The organism is Rhodopseudomonas palustris, from assembly GCF_034479375.1.
Taxonomy (GTDB): domain Bacteria; phylum Pseudomonadota; class Alphaproteobacteria; order Rhizobiales; family Xanthobacteraceae; genus Rhodopseudomonas; species Rhodopseudomonas palustris_M.
Map to the genome: position 1 here is coordinate 2,683,434 of NZ_CP140155.1, position 17,760 is coordinate 2,701,193.

Consider the following 17,760-nt stretch of genomic DNA (forward strand, 5'->3'; position numbering starts at 1 on the left):
CATGAGCATCGCGATCAAGTTCGAGCACGTCAGCAAGAGTTTCGCCGACCACACCTTCCTCACCGGCGGCCTGAAGAACTACATCCTGAACGGATTTCAGGCCTCGAAATACAGTCGCAGCCACCTGGTTCTCGACGACATCTCGTTCGAGGTCGAGCGCGGCTCGACCACCGGCTTCGTCGGCCGCAACGGCGCCGGCAAGAGCACCCTGCTCGGCCTGATCGCCGGGGTGATGAAGCCGAACAGCGGCAAGGTGACGGTCAACGGCCGGGTGTCCTCGCTGCTCGAGCTCGGCGCGGGATTTCATCCCGACCTCTCCGGCCGCGAGAACATCGAGCTCTATGGCGTCGTGCTGGGCTTCTCCCGCCGCGACATCCGCAAGCGCCTCGACAGCATCATCGACTTCGCCGAACTCGCCGAACACATCGACACGCCGATCCGGTTCTATTCGAGCGGGATGCTGGCGCGACTCGGCTTCGCGGTGGTGTCGCAGCTCGACCCCGAGATCCTTCTGGTCGACGAGGTCCTGGCGGTCGGCGACTATAAGTTTCAGGCGAAGTGCGGCGAGGTGATGAAGCGGTTCCGCGCCGACGGCGGCACCATCGTGCTGGTGTCACATGCCGCGGGCGACGTGACCACGCTGTGCGATCACGCGCATTTTCTCGAGAACCACCGCATCGCGTTCTCCGGAACGCCGGCCGACGTCATGGCCAAATATCAGCCCGCCGCGCCGGTTCCGACGCCGGCCTGAGCGCCGATCACGGCCAGCATCGCGTCGAGGCGCGCGTCCCAGGTGTTGGCGCGCAGCGAAGGGTGATCCAGCGGCAACGGCTGGCGGCCGGCGTCCAGCGCGACTTGAATCTCCGCAACGATCGCGTCGGCTCCGCCGGCGATACGATGCAGGCCGGCGAATTCCGAAAGCGCCGGCAGCGGCGTCGCGACCACGCTCGTCCCGGCCGCGAGATACTCGAAGAACTTCATCGGAAACATCGAGCGCGTGTAGTCATTGATGAGCTGCGGCAGCAGCGCGATCTCGCAGCCACGCAGATAAGCCGGCAGCTCCGCATAGGCCCGCCAGCCTAGGAAGTGCACGTTCGGCCGCAGCTTCAGCGCGGCGATCTCCTCGCTGTGCTGCCCCTCGCGTTCGTCCCCGATGAAGACGAGATGCCAGTCCGGCCGCGCCGCGGCGACCCGGCCGATCAGCCCGAAATCGATTTTGAAATCGGACAATGCGCCGACATAGATCATCCGCGGCGACGGGATCGCCGCAAGATCGGGCGGCAGCGGCCCCGGCTCGCGTGCCTGCGCGAAGTGCTCGACATCGGCGACATTGCCGAAATAACGCGTGCGCTCGCCGCTGATCGGAACGCAGCGGTCGTACAATGCGCGGCTGGTGACGAACACATGATCGGCGCGGGCCAGCAATTGCGCCTCGGCGCGGTCGTAGGCGTCGTGGTCGACGCCGGGGATCGCGCCGAGATCGTCGACGGAGTGATACACCAGCGCCTCGGGGTCGAGCGCATCGACCAGCGGCATCATGTAGGGATGATAGGTCCACAGCAGCGGGCGCGCGCCGCCTTGCCGCCCGAGCCAGCGCTGGATCCGGCTCTGCAACTGCCAGCGATTGAATTCGCCGACCAATGCGTAGCGATGGCCGAGCGGGATCGTCAGCGGCGACAGCACCCAGACATTCTCGGCCACTTCCTCGATCGGCGCGAGGCCGCTGCGCAACCGGGCGGCCATGCGTCCGACATCCAGCGCGTTGAGACCGGGCCGGCGAATGCCGACGCTTTCGACATAGAGCACGCGAAAACCGCGCGCGCCGAGTCGGGCTGCGGTGTGCTGCTTGTTGGTCCAGTAGCGATCCTTCCAGTCCGCCGTCGACAGCATCACCACGTGGCGCGGCTTCATCGCGGGCGTTCCAGAATATCCGCGATCGCGCCGGCGGCGCGGCCGTCGCCATAGGGGTTGGCGCCGACCCGCAATCGCCCGGCGTCGTCGCCCAACCGGAACGCGGCACGGGCGACAATCAGGTCTTCGTCGGCGCCGACCAGTTCGGCGACACCCGCCTCGATCCCCTCCGGCCGCTCGGTGGTCCGGCGCAGCACCAGCACCGGCACGCCGAACGACGGCGCTTCCTCCTGAATGCCGCCGGAGTCGGACAACACCAGCGTGGCGCGCGACAGCAGATAGATCAGGTCGTCGTAGGACACCGGCTCGCACAGAGCGATGTTGCCCTGCCCGCTCAGCAGCGGCATCACCTGCGCCCGTACATTGGGATTGAGATGCACGGGGAATACGATCAGGCAGTCCGGATGACGCTGCGCGATCCGCGCGACCGCCCGGCAGATCGCGGCGAGGTCGTCGCCGAAATTCTCGCGTCGGTGACAGGTGACGAGGATCAGGCGGCGGCCGTCCTCGCCGAACGCCCGCGTCGCGGCCGAGATGCGGGCGAGGCCGCCCGGCGTGTCGAGCCGCGCTTTCAGCATGTGCAGCGCGTCGACGATCGTATTCCCGGTGAGATGAATAGTCGCCGGGGCGATGCCCTCGCTGCGCAGCGCCTCGAAGGCGCGCTTCGTCGGCGCGAAATGCAGGTCGGCGAGCGGTCCGACCATGCGACGGTTGATCTCCTCCGGAAACGGGTTGTGGCGATCGCCTGAGCGCAGTCCGGCTTCGACATGGGCGACCGGGACCCGCGCGTAATAGGCCGCCAGCGCCGCCGCAAAGGCGGTGGTGGTGTCGCCCTGCACGATCACACGGTCGGGCTGCAATTCGGTGATCGCCCCCGAGAGCGCCATCAGCAGCGCCGCGGTGAGGCCAGGCAGCGTCTGGTTGGGCTGCATCACCTCGAGGTCGAGGTCGGTGGCGAGGTCGAAGCTCGCCAGCGCCTGGTCCAGCATCTCGCGGTGCTGCCCGGTCGAACAGACGATGGTCGAAAACGCCCGCGGCCGCCGGTTCAGTTCGGCCACCACCGGCGCGAGCTTGATGCACTCCGGCCGGGTGCCGAACACCACCATGACGCGCTCAGCCATGATCGGCCGCCGCCTCGGTGCGCCCACGCCAGCCGACCGACAGCGGCAGGCCGGCAGCACTGCCCTGCGACACCGCGAACGCGTCTCGCGAGGAATCGTAGTCGATCAACGTCATCGACTTGACCCGCATGAAGTCGAGACAGGTCTCCTCGTTGACGAACAAGGTCGCCTCGCCGGCGCATTCTGCGGCGATGAAATCGAGATAGGCGGCATGGATCGCGAGGCGGTCGGCCTCGCTGGCCCAGCCATAGGCGTAGCGCGGTGAGAACGGGTGATCGAGATAGCCGAAGAACTGCCCGAACGCCTTGGCCTGCCGGAACGCCTGCTTGTAGATCCGGATCGGATCGTCGCCGGCGAGCAGGCAGTCGCCGTGCAGCATGCAGGCCTGGCTGTGCGAGACGAAGCCGGCGGGGGCGAACGGCGCCGCGCCGCCGCGCGCCATCAGATATTCCGGATCGTTGGCGATGATGCCGCCGACGAAGCCGTCATAGCCGGCGCGCGCCAGCGCCGCCGGCACATAGGTCGGGTTCTGGTGGAACGGCGACACTGCGTAGCGCACGGTGAGCCCCGGCACCCGGTTTTCCAACCAGGCTTTGGAGTCGCGGGCCTCGCGCTCGGCGGCCTCGGCCGAGCCGCCCCAGTTCGGCGCGTGCGTCACCGAATGCGACAGGATCGAACCGCCGGCCTGCTGCAGGTCCGACAGCAAAGCGAGGTGTTCGGCGGTGTCCGGCTGGTCGGTCTTGATCGCGACCGAGAGCGGCAAGCCGCGGGCGCGATACAGTTCGAACAGCGGTCGTGACGACGCGATGTCCTCGTCGCAGTCGAGGCGCATCGTCAGGGCGGCCGTCACGCCGTGCGGGATGTCGCGCAGATACGGCCGGCACGGCAGCTCGGACGCGCGGTAGTCCGCGACGAAGCGCTCGACGATCGCCCAGTCGCAGCCGTCCACCGGACCGACCGGCCGCGCGAACCACAGCACGGAGGCGTGCGGCAGGTCGCGCAGCGTGACCACTGCGCCGGCCGGCGTGTCCGGCCCGATCCGCAGATCGCCGATCGCATTGGCATCGACCGGCCGCGCGGTCACGGCGATCGACCATGGATCGTCGCCGACGCCGATGCGGCCATAGCCGAGGTTGTTCCATTCATTGGTGAAGTCGAACCGGCACAGCGCCCGGCGGCGAATCGACGACGACGCGCCGAGCCCCTGATCGGCATAGACGATGTGTGCGGCGCTCTCGGACAGGCCGTAGGTCGGGGCCGGATCGCAGTCCGCAGCCGCAGCGGCGCGCTGGTCCGGCACATCGACGGCGATGCCGGCGAGGCTGGCGATGCGCGGGCCGACGGCGCCGAGCATCACGATCTTCACGGGCCGGCGCAGCAGCGGCTCGATCCAGTCGGCGTCCTGCTCCCGCGGGGCGATCACCACGACGACCGCCGGAGGGCGTGAGGCTGCGGCGATGTCGTCGAGCAGCCGGACCTGCCCGGATGTGAAGGAACGCTCGAAGGCGCGCAGCACGACCTCGCGCGCGCAAGCGTCATCCGATCGATCGATAATGGCGATCATGCGGGGGCCGCCGCTATTCGGCCGCGTCCGGCACGAAGTGCCGGAACTTGCCGCGCCAGCCCTGTAGCTTCAGCTCGCTCGGGGCGATGAACTCGATGCCGGTGGCGTCGCCCCACCAGCCGCTGAGCCGGGAGCGGATGCCTTCGACGTCGGCGCCGTCTTCGGGCACCAGACGGAACACCGGCTTGCCGTCGCGCATCACGATCTGGAACTCCTTGATGCCGCCGACGCGGTCGAGCACGTCCTGGACGTAGTGAGTTGGCAACTGGCGGCCGGCGATCTGGATGACGTCGTGCACCCGGCCCATCAGTTCGTGGATGAAGAAGCCGTCGGTAGTCTCGCTCAGCACCGCGAGATCGCCGGTGCGATAGCGGATCAGCGGCATCAGCCGGTTCTTCAGCGTGGTGATCATCAATTCGCCACGGCTGGCGCCGGGCACGTCTTCAAGTTCGGCGCCGCCTTCGACCGGCGTCACTTCCGGCCAGCACAGCGGATCGAATACGTCGAGCGCCGAGCGGTGCGGATCGGTCTGATAGGCAACGACGCCCGCCTCGGCGAGACCGTAGCGATCGATCACCTTGCAGCGGAGCGCGCGCGCGATGGTCTCGCGCTGCTTTTTCTCCAGCAATTCGCCCGAGGATTCGAAGATGCTGAACGCCTTGCCGCCGCCGTGGCGGGCCTCGACGTGCAGCGCGAGCTGATAGATCGTCGACGGATGGCCATGCACCAGGTGCGGCCGGATCGACCGGATCTTCTGCCAGATCGCTTCGAGCTCGTCCGGCTCGAAGGTCGAGAAGAAGATGTTGTAGCGGTTCATCGCGAAGCATTTGAAGTCTTCGCGCAGCTTCGCCTTCCACGGAATTTCATCCGGAAACTTGCTGGCGAAATGCAGCTCCGAGCGCATGTGGTGATTGCCGATGCGGTCGCGGGCGTAGCGCACCACGGCCGAGGTCCAGTCCGCGCCGTCCTGATCGTAGTAGATATGCGCCGACGGACCGGTGGAGCCGCCGGTCTTGGCGTCGAATTTCTTGAAATTCGCGTGGTCGCTGCGCAACAGCCGTTCGCCTTCGGCGCGGATGATGTCCTTGGTCAGATGCGGAATATCCATCCAGTACTTCGGATCGCGCGCGAGATTTTCGGGATCGAAGCCGATGTTGGAGAACAGGTCGCGATAATAGGGAACGTTGACGGCGGCGAACCGCACCATATCGATCGCCGCGGCCCATGAATGCGCCCGGCGCTGCGCGAACGGCAGCGCCATCTCGGCCGCGAACAATCGCCGCTTGGATCGGATATCACGGCCTTCGAGACGCTCGGCGATCGGATAGGCCACCAGACCGGCGGCCAGACCCTTCACGCCGTTCACGACCAAACGAAGCATCTCGCCCCTATCTCGCATCTGTCGGCCGAATGTCCGGCCGGCGGGCCGCGCGAGACGCGTCGAGCCCAAAACAACGGAAACAGCCGGTCCGGCCGCAGCGCGACTGATTACACCTGATGGCAAGGCGAGGCAATCAAGCCCCGGCGTGCGGAACTGCTCACCGGCCTAGCCGCGCGCCACCCGGCGATACACGTCGACCAGGGTCGCGGTCACGGCCGACCAGGAAAAATTGCTCAGAATATGTGACTGCAGTTCGCTCCCCGGCCCCGCCGCCAGCGCTGCGTCGACGCCGCGCCGGATGTCGGCCGGATCGTCGTGGCGGACATATTGCGCGTGGTCGCCGAAATAATCGCGGGTCGATCCCTCGGAGGTGACGACCAGCGGCGCACCGGCGGCGGCGGCCTCCAGCGCGGCCAGCCCCGGGGTCTCCAGCGTCGACGGCAGCACGAAGGCCGAACAGGCGGCGTATGCCGACGCCAGCAGCGGATCGCCATGGTCGAGCGGACCGAGATAGCGAAGCTGCCCCCCGCCCTCGGCCAGCATCTGCCGCCCGTAATCCGGTTCCCGGATGTGCCCGATCACCACCGTCGGCATGTCGTGGCCTGCCATCGCGCGCAGCAGGCCGAGCTGGTTCTTGCGCGCCTCGACATTGCCGACATTCAGCACGAACGGACCTTCGATGCCGAAGCGTTCGCGGAACAGCGCCGGATCATGTGGCCCCGCGAAGCGCGGCTCGACGCCGTTCATCACCGCGGTGAAGCGCTCGCGCGGCAGCGAGAACACCCGCGCCAAAGTGTCGGACTCGGTGTTCGAATTGGTGATGATCAGATCCGCGAGCGAGAGCTGCGCACGAATTTCGTCCATCGGATAGCGATGCGCGGTCTCCTCGGTGATCCACAGCGACGAGGTGATCACCAGCGGCAGGCCGCGGCTCTTGGCGTAGCCGCAGAACTGGATCGACCCGCCGAGGCAGCCGAAGAAGTGCACCAGCGACACCTGATCGAAGGCCGGCTTCCAGATGTCGTGCAGCACGACGTCGACGCCCTGCGCCGGCAGATGCTCGGCATATTTCAGAAGCTGGATCTCGCCGCCGCCCGGCGTGGCGAAGGCCCAGGGATAGGTGTTGAACAGAACCCGCATGGGGCGGCTCCTCCGATCGTCAGGTCGTCCGCAGGCGGACACGCGGGCTCAGTCGGGAATTCGTTCGAGACAGACGCGCAGCCGCTCGGCCCACGGCTTCGGCGCAATGCCGAACGCGTCGCTCAGCCGGCCGCACGACAGTTGCGAATTGGCGGGGCGACTGGCCGGTGTCGGATACTCCGCGGTGGTGATCGGGACCAGCGAGCGCGGCGTGCGGCGGCCGAGCCGCTCGGCCTCGGCGAAGATCGCCTGCGCAAAGCCGCACCAGCTCACTGCGCCGCTGCCCGCGTAGTGAAACACGCCCGCGTGCGGCGCCCCGCCCTGCAACCGCGCCACGATGGCCAGACAGGTCTCGGCGATGTCGGCCGCATAGGTCGGATTGCCGATCTGATCGTCGACGACACGCACCTCGTCGCGCTCGCGGCCCAGCCGCAGCATAGTGCGGACGAAGTTCTGCCCCTGCTCGTAATACACCCAGGCGGTGCGCAGCACGATCGCCTGCGGGTCGTGCTGCAGCACCAGGCGCTCGCCTTCCGCTTTCGAGGCGCCATAGACGCCGAGCGGCGCCAACGGATCATCCTCGCGATAGGGACCGCGCGCCGTGCCGTCGAACACGTAGTCGGTGGACAGGTGCACGAACGGCAGATTGCGCGCGGCGCAGACCCTGGCCATCAGTCCGGGCGCCTGCGCGTTCAATGCGAAGGCCGCGTCACGCTCGGTCTCGGCCTTGTCGACAGCCGTATAGGCAGCGGCGTTGATGATCGCGGTGGCGCCGGTACGCGTCACGGCATCGGCGAGGGCTGCTTCATCGAAGACGTCGACATCGGCCCGGCCCAAGGCCTGCAGCGCGACGCCCCGCGCTTCGGCTTCCTGCAGCAGCGCGGTGGCGACCTGACCGTTGCGGCCGAACACCAGCACGGTCATCGGGCGCACTGCCAGGCTGCGATCGGCATCACCCGCGACCGCTCAGGCCGCGCCGTGCAACAGCGGCTTCCACCACCATTCATTGGCGAGATACCAGTCGACGGTCGCCTCGATGCCCGAATCGAAATCATGCTCGGCTTTCCATCCCAGTTCGGTTTCGATCTTGGTCGCATCGATGGCGTAGCGGAAATCGTGGCCGGCGCGGTCGACCACGAATTCGATCAGAGACGCATAGCCGCCGGCCGGTGCGTTCGCCGTCTTGGCGTCGAGCAGAGCGCAGATGCGCTTCACCAGATCGATATTCCGCCGCTCGTTTCGGCCACCGATATTGTACTGCTCGCCGAGCCGGCCCTGGCTCGCGACGAGCCACAATGCCTTGGCGTGATCCTCGACATAGAGCCAGTCGCGGATATTGAGACCCTGCCCGAACACCGGCAGCGACTGCCGCGCCAGCGCGCGGGTGATGGTGCGGCCGACCAGCTTTTCCGGATATTGATACGGCCCGTAATTATTCGAGCAGTTCGAGATCAGCGCCGGGAATCCATAAGTGTGAAACCAGGCCCGGACCAGATGATCCGATGCCGCCTTCGAGGCCGAATAGGGCGAGTTCGGCGCATAGGGCGTGGTCTCGACGAAATATCCGGTATCGCCCAGCGTGCCGTAGACCTCGTCGGTCGAGACGTGCAGGAAACGAAAACCGTCCCGCGCCTCGCCGCTCAGTCCGTCGCGGTAGGCCCGCGCCGCTTCCAACAGGCGGAACGTGCCGACGATGTTGGTATCGATGAAATCCCCCGCCCCGCGGATCGAGCGATCGACGTGGGATTCCGCGGCGAGATGCATGACGTGGGTCGGCTTTGTCTCCTGCAACAGCGAGTCCAGAAGCGCGCGATCGCCGATGTCACCCTGAACGAAACGATAGCGCGGCTCGTTCTCGATCGTCTTCAGCGACTGCAGATTCCCCGCGTAGGTGAGCTTGTCGAGATTGACGACCCGGGCTTCGGTCCGGGCGATCAGATATCGGCAGACCGCAGACCCGATGAAGCCGGCGCCGCCCGTCACCAGAACCGTCGTCATTCGCTATCCACCTTGCAATTGCTCCGTCCGCGCATCGGGAGGCCTGTCGAAAACTGCGCAAAATCAATCAATTGAACAGAGCGAAGGAACCATCGGCCGGTCTTTCCGCCGCTGGCGTTCTAGTTGGAATCGGGACTGTCTTCAAGCGCCCCCGCGTGGCGCGCCTCTGCCCGTGGCCGAACTTGCAATGCAGACTTCGGCATGTGATCTGTTGCCTATGCCAATCACCTCGTCGAAGCCTGTCGCAAATTCCGGGCGCGTTTTCGTCATTGCGCGCGACATTCAACGCAACGACGCAGTCGGAAACTTCTGCGAACAGGTCGGCGCTCTGCTCCGGCACGCGGGGTTCGAAGCCGTGCTGGCGGCCGAGAACTGCCATCCGGACGACCGCGGCCGGATCCTGCCGATGCCGGCAGCGCTTGCGGCGATAGCCCCGGAAGATACCATCATCTTTCAGTTCTCGACCGAGGACCCGGCCTTTCCGGCGGTCGCCGCGCTGCCCAATCCGAAGATCGTATTCTATCAGAACATCACGCCCGAACGGTTCTTCCGCGGGACCGATGATCGCACCGCCGATCTGGTCGCACAGGGGCTGGCGCAGCGCGGACTGTGCGGCCGGTTCGACGTCATCATGGCGAACTCGCGCGCGACGGCGGCGGCGCTGATCGAAGACCTGCCGGCCGATCAGGCCGCCGGAATCGACGTGACGAAGATCATCCCCTGCCCGCCGGTGATCGGCGTCGAGCGTTGGGACGACATCACAGCGGCCGATGCGCCGGCGCAATCGGACGAGCGCCTGGTGCTGTTCGTCGGGCGACTGGTGCCGCACAAGGGCATCGATGATCTGATCGCCGGGTTCGCGCATCTCGCCCGAACCGACGGGGAGGTGCGTCTTGCGATCGTCGGCGGCCCCGCACAATCGGACTACGCGCTTGCGCTCAAGAACGGCGTCACCAGGCTCGATCCCGCTGTCGCAAGCCGGATCGGCTTTCATCACGACATCAGCGAGGACGCGTTGAAGCGGCTCTATCAGGCGGCCGCGGTCTGCGCCTCGATGAGCCGGCACGAAGGCTTCGGCGTGCCGCTGCTCGACGCGATGTTCTTCGACAAGCCGCTGGTGATCCGCGCCGAGCCCGGGATGATCGAGACCGCGGGCGACGCGGCGATCGTGGTGGCCGAGCCGACGCCGGAGGTGACCGCAGCCGCCCTGCAAGCCGCGCTCGATGATCCCCGGGTCCGCGCCGAATTGGAGGCCGGCCGCGCGCAGCAACTGGAACGGCTCCGCGCGGCGGCGGATGGCAGCAGGATCATCGATGCGATCGCCGCGGCGCGCAGGCGCTGGCAAGCGCGTAGCGGACAGCATGATGCAGGCTGAGTTCAGTTGAGCGGCGAGAACGTCTGCTCCTCGCAGCGATCGACGATCGCCGAAAAGCGCCACGACACCAGCTTGGCGTCGCGATAGAACAGCGCGTAGGTCGGCCGCGCCGGCCCCGGAGTCGCGCTGCGCAGGCAGATGATCCAGGGAGCCACGGTGACCGGGGCTGCCTCGATCGGGCCTCCGAATTCCAGGGGATCGGGGAGCTTCGCCTCGGCCGCCACCCTCCTGAGTTCGGCCGCGACGGCAGCCAGGCTCGGGGCCGGGCCGGACGGCTCTGGAATGGCTTCGAGGATCGACGAGCACGACATCAGCAGCAGGCCGAGCAAAGCCGCCGAAGCGATCCGGACCGACGAACTGGCCATGCGATGATTGGTGGATTGGTGCCGAATGGTGGGATCTCCGTGCGTGTCACCTAAACCAAATCGCCGACCGGATCAAAGGCGGAAGAACAACCGCGGCCAGCGCCCAATCGTGTCGCTGCGCGCCGGCGGACGGTCTCAGACGATCCTGTTACGTCGCAGCGCCCCGATTTCCTCCGGGCTGAATCCGAATTCCGCCAGCACCTCGTCGGTCTGTTCGCCGAATTCCGGCGGCCGGGCCGCCATACGCGTCGGCGTGCGCGACAAGGACACCGGCTGGCCGACGAGCCGGATCGTGCGGCCGTCCGGATTGGGCACGTCCTGCGCGATGCCGAGATGGCGGACCTGCGCGTCGTCGAACACCTGATCGACGTTGTAGATCGGACCGCACGGAACGCCCGCGGCGTTCAGTGTTTCGACCCAATACGCGCTGGTCTGCTTTTCAGTGAGCGCGTTGATGTCGCCATTCAGCGCATCGCGATTGCGCGATCGCGCCGGCGCGGTCGCGTAGTCCGGGTTGCTGATCAGTTCGGGCGCGCCGAGCGTTTCGGCGCAACGCTCCCAGATCCTGCCGCCGGTGGTGGCGATGTTGATGTAGCCGTCGGAGGTTCTGAACACGCCGGTTGGAATGCTGGTCGGATGGTTGTTGCCGGCCTGACCCGGGACGTCTCCTTCCATCAGCCAGCGCGCGGCCTGGAAATCCAGCATGAAGATCTGCGCCTGCAGCAGCGAGGTCTGTACCCACTGGCCCTCGCCGGAAACCTCGCGCTCCAGCAGCGCCGTCATCACGCCGAGCGCGCAGAACAGTCCCGCGGTGAGATCGGCGACCGGTATGCCGGCCCGCATCGGCCCTTGGCCCGGGGCCCCGGTGATCGACATCAGCCCGCCCATGCCCTGCGCGATCTGGTCGAAGCCCGGACGCTGGTGATACGGGCCGTCCTGACCGAAGCCGGAAATGCTGCCGAGGATGATGCGCGGATTGACCGCGCGCAGGCTCTCATAGTCGATCCCGAGCCTGTCCTTGACGTCGGGCCGGAAGTTCTCGATCACGACATCGGCCTGCGCCACCAGCCGGCGAAACACCGCGAGGCCCTCGGGCTGTTTCAGGTCCAGCGTCATCGCGCGTTTATTGCGATGCAGGTTCTGGAAGTCCGAGCCGTGGCGCGGGCCGCCGGGCTGCTCGCCGCCGGCATCGGCGGTCAGCGCGTCGATCTTGATGACGTTGGCGCCCCAGTCGGCGAACTGCCTCACCGCCGTCGGCCCGGATCGGACCCGCGTCAGATCGAGCACGGTGAAGCGCGCAAGCGCCTGCGAGGCGCGAGGAAAGGTCATCCACAACTCCGAACTTGCGGTCGATCGAGCAGCCGGCGCCGTGTAGCGCCGCCGAGAGAGTCCGGCGCACGGGACAGCGCGTCAAGCTTGGGAAACGCGGCTTCGGGCCGATCAGATCGTCTGGTTGTAGGCGCCGACTTCGGGATGCCGGCGCAGCACGACGTTCACCGCCTCGAACATCTCGTGCATCCGCGCTTCGGACACCGGGCTTTCGACCACGACGACGAGCTCGGGCTTGTTCGACGAGGCGCGGACCAGCCCCCAGCTGCCGTCCGCGCAGGTGACGCGGACGCCGTTGACGGTGACGAGATCGCGGATCGGCTGGCCGGCGACCTTGTCGCCGTTCGCCTGCGCCGCTTCGAAATGTTTCACCACCGCGTCGATCACGCCGTACTTCTTCTCGTCGTCGCAATGCGGCGACATCGTCGGCGACGACCAGGTTTTCGGCAGCGCGTTCTTGAGGTCCGACATCGACTTGCCGGGCGCGCGATCGAGCATCTCGCAGATCGCGATCGCCGACACCAGACCGTCGTCATAGCCGCGGCCGGGCGGGACGTTGAAGAAGAAGTGGCCCGACTTCTCGAAGCCGGCCAGCGCCTTCAACTCGTTGGTGCGGCGCTTCATGTAGGAATGGCCGGTCTTCCAATATTCGGTCTTCGCGCCCTGCGCCTGCAGCACCGGGTCCGTGGCGAACAGCCCGGTGGACTTCACGTCGACCACGAACTGCGCGTTGGGAGTGATCGCCGACATGTCGCGCGCCAGCATCACCCCGACCTTGTCGGCGAAGATCTCCTCGCCGGTGTCGTCGACCACGCCGCAACGGTCGCCGTCGCCGTCGAAGCCGAGACCAAGATCAGCCTTGTGCTGCAGCACCGCGTCGCGGATCGCGTGCAGCATCTCCATGTCTTCGGGGTTCGGATTGTACTTCGGGAAGGTGTGGTCGAGCTCGGTGTCGAGCGGGATCACCTCGCAGCCGATCGCTTCCATCACCTGCGGCGCGAACGCGCCGGCGGTGCCGTTGCCGCAGGCGACCACGACCTTCAGCTTACGCGCGAGTTTGGCGTGCTTGGTGAGATCGGCGATGTAGCGCGCCGGATAGTTCTCGTGAAAGACATAGGAGCCGGCGCCGCTGGCGAACTGCGCATTCAGCACGATCTCCTTCAGCCGCCCCATCTCGTCCGGGCCGAAGGTTAGCGGACGGTTGGCGCCCATCTTGACGCCGGTCCAGCCGTTGTCGTTGTGCGAAGCGGTGACCATCGCGACGCAGGGGACGTCGAGATCGAACTGCGCGAAATACGCCATCGGCGTCACCGCCAGCCCGATATCGTGCACCTTGCAGCCGGCCGCCATCAGGCCGGAGATCAGCGCGTATTTGATCGACGCCGAATAGCCGCGGAAATCATGGCCGGTGACGATCTCCTTGGGCTGACCTAGTTCGGCGATCAGCGTGCCCAGCCCCATGCCCAGCGCCTGCACGCCCATCAGATTGATCTCTTTGCCGAACAGCCAGCGCGCGTCGTATTCGCGGAAGCCGGTCGGCTTCACCATCGGCTCGGATTCATAAGCGTAGGTGTTGGGCTGCAGGGACGGCTTGGGCGTCGGAAACATCGGCGGACAACTCACAATACGGGAGAACGAAAATCGACTATTCGCGGGGCCGCGGGGCGCACGCCGTCAGGCCCTCTGATAGTCGTCCTCGATTCGAATGATGTCGTCCTCGCCGAGGTAGCTGCCGGTCTGCACCTCGATCAGTTCCAGTGGAATCTTGCCCGGGTTCTCGAGGCGATGGGTGGCGCCAATCGGAATGTAGATCGACTCGTTCTCGTGCACGGTCTTGACCAGATCGTTGACGGTGACCAGCGCCGTTCCGCGCACCACGATCCAGTGCTCGGACCGATGATGATGCTTCTGCAGCGACAACCTGCCGCCGGCCTTGACCACGATGCGTTTCACCTGGTGACGATCGCCGTTGTCGAGCGATTCGTAGCTGCCCCAGGGGCGGTGAACCCGCAGATGCTGCTGGGTCACTTCCGGCGCGACCGCCTTGAGCTTGGCGACAAGCCGCTTCAGGCCGTTGGCATCCTTCTGACGCGAGACCAGTATCGCGTCCGTGGTCGCCACCACGACCAGATCATCGACGCCCTCGAGCGCGACGAGGGCCTTGTCCGACGTGACGTTGCAGTTGCGGCTGTCCTCGAACACCGCGGGTCCCTGCGCAGCGTTGCCATGCTCGTCCTTGTCGGACAATTCCCACACCGCATGCCACGAACCGACATCCGACCAGCCGCAATCCACCGGCACCAGCGCCGCGCGGGCGGTCTTCTCCATCACCGCGTAGTCGATCGATATCGCCTTGGCCCGGCCGAACGCTTCCGGCTCGAGCGTCAGGAAACCGAGATCGCGGCCGGCGCCCGTCACCGCGTCGGTGATGCTGTCGATGCTCTCGGCGTCCTGCTGGCGATATTCGTCGAGCAGCGCCGACGCGCGGAACATGAAGTTGCCGCTATTCCACAGATAACCCTGTTCGACGTAGCTCGTCGCCGTCTCGGCATCGGGCTTTTCGACGAACTTGCCGACCCTGCGCACGCCGCCGGTGATCGGCTCGCCCGGACAGATATAGCCGTATTCACTGGCCGGCCGTTCCGGCTTCACGCCGAAGGTGACGATGTACCCCTGATCAGCGGCGACCTTGCCCTCGCGGCAAGCCGCGATGAAGCCCTGCGTGTCGCGCACGACGTGGTCGGCCGCCAGCGCCAGAACGACCGCATCCGGGTCCCGCTGATTGGCGAGAACCGCGCCCGCCGCGATCGCCGGGCCGGAATCGCGGCGTGCCGGCTCCAGCAGAATGTCGGCCTCGATGCCGAGCTCCGTGAGTTGCTCCAGCACGATGAAGCGATAGCCGGTGTTGGTCATCACGATCGGCCGCCCGAACAGCGCCGGATCGGACACCCGCAGGAGCGTCTCCTGAAACGTCGAGCGCTTCCCGAACAACGGCAAGAACTGCTTCGGACGGACCTCGCGGGAGGCCGGCCAGAGCCGGGTCCCGGCGCCGCCGCACATGATCAGGGGAATGATACGGTTGTCCATCGAGTCCTCGTTGATCGACGTTATCCTCGGCAGCGGGGCAGTGGCAAGAACAGCCGGCTGGCGATCCGGCCCCAATGCCTGCAAAATCGGCGCTAGAACAGGCCCCGAGCGATTGGTTTGCTCATCGGCGGCAAGGTGTCAATCCTCAAACACCGGGGCGGAAGGGGCGACATCGAGACGACCCCAACGTCGAAGCCGAGGTGCGGCATCCGATCGAGGCGTCCCTGGCTGGGGACCGGGACCACAATGTCGCGACCTTGTCAAAAATCGAACTGCTCAGAAAATCGGCAAAGACACGAACGGATGAGTGCGCAGGCGCACCCGCGATCGAGGTTGAATCCGTCGACGGTCACACTTGTCTTCGTCATATCATTTGACGCAACTAATGCCGTTCAAGTAGAGAATGCGAACGCAATGCAACATCCTCACCGGGTGTCGTCCGATACTGGCAATTCTCACCGCAGCTATTGATTTGCGCTCATTGCGTGCCGTGAACTCGTGTTTTTTCGGACGTGTCGAGTATGAAGAACGGCGACTTGTCGACGCTCATTCAGAATTTCATCGGTGACCATTTCGGTTATGTCGCGGATCGAACCGAGTATATTTCGGCCGCATCGTCGATCAGGACGCCCTCGGCCGCCAGGCTGATCGCTCACTATCTTCCGCAGTACTATCCGATCCCCGAGAACGACGAATGGTGGGGCAAAGGATTCACGGAGTGGACCAACGTCACCCGCGCGGTGCCGCAATTCGTCGGACATTATCAGCCGCACCTGCCGGCCGACCTCGGCTTCTATGATTTGCGCCTCCCCGAGGTGCAGGAGCAGCAGGTCGCGCTCGCCAAGAACGCCGGGCTGTCGGCTTTCAGCTTCTATTTCTATTGGTTCAGCGGCAGAACCTTGCTCGAGGCGCCGCTGAAGCGCTTCGTCGAGAATGAAAATATCGACTTCCAGTTCTGCCTGTGCTGGGCCAATGAGGACTGGTCGCGGACCTGGTCGGGCAACGCCGACGAAATCCTGATCTCCCAGGAGTACAGCCCGGAGGACGATATCGCTTTCATCGCGCATATCGCCCGGTATTTGCGCAGCGAGAAGTACTTCCGTGTCGACGGGAAGCCGCTGATCAATGTCTGGCGATCGACGATGCTGCCCGATCCCGCAGCGACCGTGGGCCGGTGGCGCGACTGGTGCCGGCAGAACGGGATCGGTGAAATCCACGTCTCGCGATGCGAGAGTTACGAAAGGCTGGACCCGGCCGATCAGGGACTCGACAGCGCGTTTCAGCACGCGCCGAGCGACAGCCGATGGCTCGAGCAGAATTTAGCACGCTATCCCGGCGCGCCGCCGTTGCTGAATCCGAATTTCGATGGACAGGTCTTCGATTATCACGACCTGGTGCGGCGCTCGCGCGAATTCGTCGAGCCGAACTACCTGCTGTTCCGATCCGTATGCCCGTCCTGGGACAACCAGGCAAGGCGTCCCGGCGCGGGCCGAACCCTGATAGGCGCCGATCCCGACAGCTACCGGGACTTTCTGGAAACGGTGATCGACCAGACCGCCAGGCGTCAGCCCGATCCGGACAAGCGGATCGTGTTCATCAACGCCTGGAACGAATGGGGGGAAGGCGCGCACCTCGAACCGGACAGGCGGTTCGGCTTCGGCAATCTCGAAGCCACGAAGATGGCCGATCTGCGCGTCGCGCTGAGGCACGGCCGGATCGCCGAGCCGAACCGCATCGCTGTCGTCGTTCACGTCTACTACACCGAGCTGCTTTCCGAATGCCTGGGCTGGATCGAGAGCCTGGAGCTGCCGCACGACCTGTTCATCACCACCGCCACCGAGAAGCGAGCAACCGTCGAGGCGTTCGTGGCCGAGCGCGGACTGGCGGCGACCGTCGTGGCGGTCGACAATCGCGGACGCGACGTCGCCCCGTTTCTCCAGGTTCTGCAGTCGCTCGATTACGAGCGGTACGGCAAGGTGCTGAAGCTGCACGGCAAGGCGACGCAGAGCGACCCTCACGGCGCCTCGTGGCGGCAGGGACTATTCCGGACCCTGGCCGATCCGGAGAAATTGCAGCGCGCCCTCGCGCTGTTCGACGCGAATCCTGACATCGGCGTGCTCGGTCCGAGCGAATTTCTGCTCGCGATGCAGCCCTATCTCGGACGCAACGAGGCCGCCGTCCGCCGGCTTGCCCAGCGCATGGGCGCAGAGTTCGAACCCGAGGCGGACACGTTCTTCGCCGGCACGATGTTCATCGCGCGTACCAGGGCGCTGCTGCCGCTCGGTGCCCTGGGATTCGCAACCGCCGATTTCGAGCCGGAACAGGGACAGGGAAACGGCACGCTCGCGCACGCGATCGAACGTTCGGTGATTTACAGCGCCAAGGCGGCCGGGCTCACACTCGCCGCCATCGACGACAACGCCGACGCGGGTACCGGCCTCGTCTCGAAGGGGCGCAGCACGTTCCCTTATGTAATCAAATGAAGTTGC

14 protein-coding genes are annotated in these 17,760 nt (G+C 65.9%); 3 read left to right on the top strand and 11 right to left on the bottom strand.

Features of this window, described 5'->3' with window-relative positions; translation table 11 throughout:
• The first annotated feature begins 1 nt into the window (after position 1).
• A complete protein-coding gene (locus tag SR870_RS12105) occupies positions 2-751 on the top strand; it encodes an ABC transporter ATP-binding protein (RefSeq protein WP_322513816.1) in 750 nt (249 codons plus the stop codon).
• Here SR870_RS12105 and SR870_RS12110 read toward each other — a convergent pair.
• From SR870_RS12110 to rfbB, 7 genes are all read right to left on the bottom strand, one after another.
• Entirely contained in the window at positions 718-1,911 is a 1,194-nt protein-coding gene (locus SR870_RS12110; RefSeq protein ID WP_322513817.1) for a glycosyltransferase, read from the bottom strand. The genes SR870_RS12105 and SR870_RS12110 overlap by 34 nt on opposite strands.
• The gene (gene wecB / locus SR870_RS12115) at positions 1,908-3,032 is read right to left on the bottom strand and encodes a non-hydrolyzing UDP-N-acetylglucosamine 2-epimerase (protein ID WP_322513818.1); all 1,125 of its coding nucleotides are present in this window, start codon (positions 3,030-3,032) and stop codon (positions 1,908-1,910) included. Before wecB ends, SR870_RS12110 begins: the two co-directional genes overlap by 4 nt.
• Positions 3,025-4,596: a hypothetical protein gene (locus SR870_RS12120; protein WP_322513819.1), complete on the bottom strand. Its 1,572-nt coding sequence runs from the start codon at positions 4,594-4,596 to the stop codon at positions 3,025-3,027. The genes wecB and SR870_RS12120 overlap by 8 nt, the downstream gene beginning before the upstream one ends.
• Before the next feature lie 13 nt (positions 4,597-4,609).
• Complete coding sequence (locus SR870_RS12125; protein ID WP_322513820.1) at positions 4,610-5,977, bottom strand: phenylacetate--CoA ligase family protein; 1,368 nt, start codon at positions 5,975-5,977, stop codon at positions 4,610-4,612.
• 165 nt (positions 5,978-6,142) lie between these two features.
• Entirely contained in the window at positions 6,143-7,117 is a 975-nt protein-coding gene (locus SR870_RS12130; RefSeq protein ID WP_322513821.1) for a glycosyltransferase, read from the bottom strand.
• Between the two features lie 48 nt (positions 7,118-7,165).
• Positions 7,166-8,041 carry a dTDP-4-dehydrorhamnose reductase gene (gene rfbD / locus SR870_RS12135; protein ID WP_322513822.1) on the bottom strand — a complete coding sequence of 292 codons (876 nt, stop codon included), beginning with the start codon at positions 8,039-8,041 and terminating at the stop codon, positions 7,166-7,168.
• A 42-nt stretch (positions 8,042-8,083) separates the two neighbouring features.
• Positions 8,084-9,115: a dTDP-glucose 4,6-dehydratase gene (gene rfbB / locus SR870_RS12140; protein ID WP_322513823.1), complete on the bottom strand. Its 1,032-nt coding sequence runs from the start codon at positions 9,113-9,115 to the stop codon at positions 8,084-8,086.
• On the opposite strand from rfbB, the gene SR870_RS12145 reads away from it, so the two are divergent.
• Positions 9,078-10,490, top strand: coding sequence for a glycosyltransferase family 4 protein (locus tag SR870_RS12145; RefSeq protein ID WP_322513824.1), 1,413 nt, complete (start codon positions 9,078-9,080; stop codon positions 10,488-10,490). The genes rfbB and SR870_RS12145 overlap by 38 nt on opposite strands.
• A 2-nt stretch (positions 10,491-10,492) precedes the next feature.
• On the opposite strand, the gene SR870_RS12150 is transcribed toward SR870_RS12145, so the two are convergent.
• From SR870_RS12150 to SR870_RS12165, 4 genes are all read right to left on the bottom strand, one after another.
• A complete protein-coding gene (locus SR870_RS12150) occupies positions 10,493-10,855 on the bottom strand; it encodes a hypothetical protein (protein WP_322513825.1) in 363 nt (120 codons plus the stop codon).
• A 135-nt stretch (positions 10,856-10,990) separates the two neighbouring features.
• Entirely contained in the window at positions 10,991-12,184 is a 1,194-nt protein-coding gene (locus SR870_RS12155; protein ID WP_322513826.1) for a CoA transferase, read from the bottom strand.
• A 111-nt stretch (positions 12,185-12,295) separates the two neighbouring features.
• Entirely contained in the window at positions 12,296-13,792 is a 1,497-nt protein-coding gene (locus SR870_RS12160) for a phosphomannomutase/phosphoglucomutase (RefSeq protein ID WP_322513827.1), read from the bottom strand.
• Between the two features lie 66 nt (positions 13,793-13,858).
• Entirely contained in the window at positions 13,859-15,271 is a 1,413-nt protein-coding gene (locus tag SR870_RS12165) for a mannose-1-phosphate guanylyltransferase/mannose-6-phosphate isomerase (protein ID WP_322518257.1), read from the bottom strand.
• A gap of 521 nt (positions 15,272-15,792) precedes the next feature.
• On the opposite strand from SR870_RS12165, the gene SR870_RS12170 reads away from it, so the two are divergent.
• Positions 15,793-17,754, top strand: coding sequence for a glycoside hydrolase family 99-like domain-containing protein (locus SR870_RS12170; protein WP_322513828.1), 1,962 nt, complete (start codon positions 15,793-15,795; stop codon positions 17,752-17,754).
• The last annotated feature ends 6 nt before the right edge of the window (positions 17,755-17,760 follow it).

Excerpts from the sequence above, each read along its gene's own strand:
- SR870_RS12160 (WP_322513827.1), bottom strand. The coding sequence starts at position 13,792 with ATGTTTCCGACGCCCAAGCCGTCCCTGCAGCCCAACACCTACGCTTAT.
- SR870_RS12130 (WP_322513821.1), bottom strand. The coding sequence starts at position 7,117 with ATGCGGGTTCTGTTCAACACCTATCCCTGGGCCTTCGCCACGCCGGGC.
- SR870_RS12110 (WP_322513817.1), bottom strand. The coding sequence starts at position 1,911 with ATGAAGCCGCGCCACGTGGTGATGCTGTCGACGGCGGACTGGAAGGAT.
- SR870_RS12155 (WP_322513826.1), bottom strand. The coding sequence starts at position 12,184 with ATGACCTTTCCTCGCGCCTCGCAGGCGCTTGCGCGCTTCACCGTGCTC.
- rfbB (WP_322513823.1), bottom strand. The coding sequence starts at position 9,115 with ATGACGACGGTTCTGGTGACGGGCGGCGCCGGCTTCATCGGGTCTGCG.
- SR870_RS12125 (WP_322513820.1), bottom strand. The coding sequence starts at position 5,977 with ATGCTTCGTTTGGTCGTGAACGGCGTGAAGGGTCTGGCCGCCGGTCTG.
- SR870_RS12145 (WP_322513824.1), top strand. The coding sequence starts at position 9,078 with ATGAAGCCGGCGCCGCCCGTCACCAGAACCGTCGTCATTCGCTATCCA.
- wecB (WP_322513818.1), bottom strand. The coding sequence starts at position 3,032 with ATGGCTGAGCGCGTCATGGTGGTGTTCGGCACCCGGCCGGAGTGCATC.
- SR870_RS12165 (WP_322518257.1), bottom strand. The coding sequence starts at position 15,271 with ATGGACAACCGTATCATTCCCCTGATCATGTGCGGCGGCGCCGGGACC.
- SR870_RS12170 (WP_322513828.1), top strand. The coding sequence starts at position 15,793 with ATGAAGAACGGCGACTTGTCGACGCTCATTCAGAATTTCATCGGTGAC.
- rfbD (WP_322513822.1), bottom strand. The coding sequence starts at position 8,041 with ATGACCGTGCTGGTGTTCGGCCGCAACGGTCAGGTCGCCACCGCGCTG.
- SR870_RS12105 (WP_322513816.1), top strand. The coding sequence starts at position 2 with ATGAGCATCGCGATCAAGTTCGAGCACGTCAGCAAGAGTTTCGCCGAC.
- SR870_RS12120 (WP_322513819.1), bottom strand. The coding sequence starts at position 4,596 with ATGATCGCCATTATCGATCGATCGGATGACGCTTGCGCGCGCGAGGTC.
- SR870_RS12150 (WP_322513825.1), bottom strand. The coding sequence starts at position 10,855 with ATGGCCAGTTCGTCGGTCCGGATCGCTTCGGCGGCTTTGCTCGGCCTG.